Origin of the sequence: Streptomyces sp. PU-14G, assembly GCF_041028275.1 — a bacterium.
Lineage (GTDB): Bacteria > Actinomycetota > Actinomycetes > Streptomycetales > Streptomycetaceae > Streptomyces.
The window spans coordinates 1-3,763 of sequence record NZ_JASKYT010000563.1 but is presented as its reverse complement, the minus strand read 5'-3'; the positions used below and the strand labels follow the sequence as shown (position 1 = coordinate 3,763).

Sequence of the window (3,763 nt, the reverse complement as noted above, 5' to 3'; positions counted from 1 at the left end):
GGGCACCGCCGTGCCGGGCGCCGCCGAGCCGGACGCCGCCGACAGCGCGGTCGCGGATGCGCGGAACACGGTCGCGGATGCGCGTCACGCGGTCGCGGTTGCACGGAACACGGTCGCGGATGCGCGGAGCGCGCCCGTGGATGCGCGGGGGCATCCCTCAGGTGAGGCTCCGGCGCTCGGGCGGTTCCTCGCACGGGCCGCCGCCGTCACCGCGGTGCTCACCGCCGCGGGGTCGCTGTTCGGACTGCTGCGGGACCAGTCCATCGCCCGGCTGTTCGGCGCGGACGCCGGCACCGACGCGTTCCTGGTGGCGTGGACGGTACCGGAGTTGGCCTCCACCCTGCTGATCGAGGACGCCATGGCGCTGGTCCTGGTGCCTGCCTTCAGCCTGGCGCTCTCCTGCAGGGCGGCGGACGGCACGCTGACGGACGATCCGGTGCGGGCGCTGGTGGCCGCGACGCTGCCCCGCCTGTCGCTGGTCCTGGCAGGCGCCGCCGGACTTCTGGTGCTGGCAGCGCCCCAGGTGGTGCGGGTGCTCGCGCCCGGGCTGCCCGACGCCGGCACGGCCGCCGCCTGTCTGCGGCTGACCGCGCTGACGGTCCTCACCTTCGGCCTGGCCGGCTACTTCAGCGCCGCGCTGCGCGCCCACCGGCACTTCGTGGCGCCCGCGGCGATCTACGTCACCTACAACACCGGCATCATCGCCGTGATGTTCGCCGGGCACGGCCTATGGGGCGTGCGGGCTGCGGCGCTCGGAGTCGCCGTCGGCGGGGCGCTGATGGTCCTCGTCCAGCTCCCGGCCTTCCTCTCCCGGCTGCCGGCGCGCCGCGTCCGCCCGTCGCGCGGGGAGCGGGCCGTCGCCCGGTCGCGCGGCGGGGCTGCGGGCGGTGCCGTGGGGGTCGGTCTCGGAGTCGTCGCGCCCGTCGTCACGTTCGCCGTCAGCCGCCAGGCCCAGGTCCTCTTCGAGCGCTTCATGGCCTCCTCGCTGCCCGCGGGCGCCATCTCGCACCTCAACTACGCGCAGAAGGTCGCCCAGTTGCCGATGGTGCTCTCGCTGATGGTGTGCACGGTGACGTTCCCCGTCGTCGCCCGCGCCATGGCCGACGGCGAGGCGGAGGTGGCCAGGCGGCGGGTGGAGAGGGACCTGGCGCTGGCCGGGATCGTGGTGCTGCTGGGTGCCGCGTACGTGGTCGCCTGCGCGCCGCAGCTCATCGGGCTGCTCTTCGAGCGGGGCGCCTTCGACGCGCGGGACACGGCCGCGACCGCCGCGGTGATGCGGGTGTACACCTGCGGGCTGCTGGGGCACAGCATGGTGGGCGCGCTGGTGCGCCCCTTCTTCTCCGGCTCTCGCCCGCCCTGGTACCCGGCCGCCGCCATGGGGGCGGGGCTCGCGGTCACCGCGGTGGCGGGCGTGGTGGCCGCGGGGCCCTGGGGCGTGTACGGCATCGCCGCCGCCAACGCACTGGGCATCACCGCCACCGCCGCGTTGCTGCTGCACGGCCTCGGTGCCCGCGTGGTGGCCATCGACGTGCCCCGGGTGGCGGCCGGGCTGCTGCGGCTGCTGCTGGCCGCGGGCGTGGCCGCCGTCGCGGGCCGGCTCGCCGCGGGACTGTTCGCGGCGCCGCTCGCCGCGGCGGCCGTCGGCGGGGTGGCCGTAGTGGCCGCCTTCGCGGCGGTCGGCCGGCTGGTGGGGGCGCCGGAGCTGCCGTACCTGTTCGCCACCGTCACACGGAGGATCACCCATGTCCGCTGACACCGGTGCACGAGCGCCCTGGGTGCTGATGTACCACTCGGTCTCCGACTGCGACGAGGACCCGTACCGGGTCACCGTCCCCCCGGCCCGCCTGGAGCGGCAGTTGCGCTGGCTGCGCGAGCGCGGGCTGACGGGCGTGAGCGTCGGGCGGCTCCTGCGGGCCCGCGCCTGCGGGCGGGGCCGTGGCCTGGTGGGGCTGACCTTCGACGACGGTTACGCCGACTTCCTCACCGACGCGCTGCCGCTGCTGCGCCGCCACGAGTGCACCGCGACGGCCTTCGTACTGCCGGGGCGGCTCGGCGGGGACAACGCCTGGGACGCGGAGGGCCCGCGCAAGCCGCTGCTGGACGCCGAGGGCGTCCGGGCGGTGGCCGCCGCGGGCATGGAGCTCGGTTCGCACGGGCTCGTCCACACCGATCTGACGGAGGCCGACGACGTCACCCTGGAGCGGGAGACCGCACACAGCCGCAGCCTGCTGGCCGAGCTCACCGGGACGGCGCCCGACGGCTTCTGCTACCCGTACGGGACACTCGACGCGCGCGCCGTGGAGGCGGTGCGCGCCGCCGGGTACGCGTACGCGTGCGCCATCGATCCGGGGCCGCTGACCGGTGTGCACGCACTGCCCCGCGTGCACGTCGGGTCGCGGGACACCTCGGCACGGCTCTACCTGAAGAAGGTGCTGCACCCGCTGCGCCGCCGTCCGCTGCCGGCGCAGGGCGCCGAGGCACCGAGCCCGAGCGGTGCCCGCCGATGAGGGTGCTGCACCTGATCACCGGGCTCGGGGTGGGCGGCGCCGAGGAACAACTGCGTCTGCTGTTGCGCCGGCTGCCCGCACAGGGGGTCGAATGCGACGTCGTCACGCTCGCGGAGGACGGCAGCGTGGCCGACGGCATCCGCGCCGACGGCACCCGGGTGACGCATCTGGGCATGGGCGGCAACCGCGACCTCGCCGCGCTGCCGCGGCTGGTGAGGCTCGTGCGGGCGGGGCGGTACGACGTGGTGCACACCCACCTGTACCGGGCCTGTGTGTACGGGCGGATCGCGGCGCGCCTCGCCGGGGTGCGCACCGTCGTCGCGACCGAACACTCGCTCGGCGAGGGTGTGCTGGAGGGCCGCCCGCTCACGCCCGCCGTCCGCGCCCTGTACCTGGCGACCGAGCGGCTGGGCACCACGACCGTGGCCGTCTCCGCCACGGTCGCCGCACGGCTGCGGCGCTGGGGTGTCCCCTCGGCGCGGCTGTGCACGGTGCCGAACGGCATCGACGCCGCCCGCTTCCGCTTCGAGCCGGCCCGGCGCGCTCGCGTACGGGAGTCGCTGGGCTTGGCGCCGGACGCGTTCGTGGTCGCCGGTGTGGGGCGGCTGGTGCCGGGCAAGCGCTTCGACGCGCTGGTGGACGCGGTGGCGGCGGTGCCAGGGGCGCGGTTGCTGCTCGCGGGTGACGGGCCGCAGGCGGCGGCGCTGCGGGCCCGCGCCCGGGCGGCGGGAGCGACCGCCCGTGTGCGGCTGCTGGGTGCGTGCGCGAGCGGCCTGCACGACGGCGCCGGGCCGGGCGACGGCTCCGGTACGGGTCGGCTCCCGGCTCCGGTGGCCTCCGGCGCCCCGGACGTGCCCGGCGTGCTGGCGGCGGCCGACCTGTTCGTCTCGCCTTCGCCCGAGGAGTCGTTCGGGCTGGCTGTCGTGGAGGCTCTCGCCGCGGGGCTGCCCGTGCGGTACGCGGCGTGCCCGGCCGTGCAGGACCTGCCGCCCGAACGGGCGCCGGGGGCCCGCAGGTTCACGCACGCGCCGGGTGAACTTCCCGCCGTGCTGCGCGAGGCGCGGGCGGCGCACCTGGCCGGCCCGCACCGGCTCCCCGTGCCCGACGTCGTCGGGGAGTACGCCATCGACCGCTGTGCCGCGCGCCTGGCCGACGTCTACCGGACCGCGCTCGGCCTGCCGTCCGCCCGCGCCGCTGGTGGCCAGGTACGGCAGTACGGCTCTCCTTCCCCTCACCGCACGGCAACCGCCCCCGCC

At 76.8% G+C, this 3,763-nt stretch carries 3 protein-coding genes; all 3 read left to right on the top strand.

Annotated elements, in window-relative coordinates; genetic code table 11:
* Positions 1-136: 136 nt before the first annotated feature.
* Positions 137-1,753 (top strand): lipid II flippase MurJ, encoded by a 1,617-nt coding sequence (locus AB8Z75_RS33375; protein WP_369208643.1) that lies wholly within the window; start codon positions 137-139, stop codon positions 1,751-1,753.
* Complete coding sequence (locus AB8Z75_RS33370; protein WP_369208641.1) at positions 1,743-2,507, top strand: polysaccharide deacetylase family protein; 765 nt, start codon at positions 1,743-1,745, stop codon at positions 2,505-2,507. Before AB8Z75_RS33375 ends, AB8Z75_RS33370 begins: the two co-directional genes overlap by 11 nt.
* Positions 2,504-3,763, top strand: a 1,260-nt coding sequence (locus AB8Z75_RS33365; protein WP_369208639.1) for a glycosyltransferase, incomplete at its 3' end; no start/stop codon positions are given. The genes AB8Z75_RS33370 and AB8Z75_RS33365, both read left to right, overlap by 4 nt.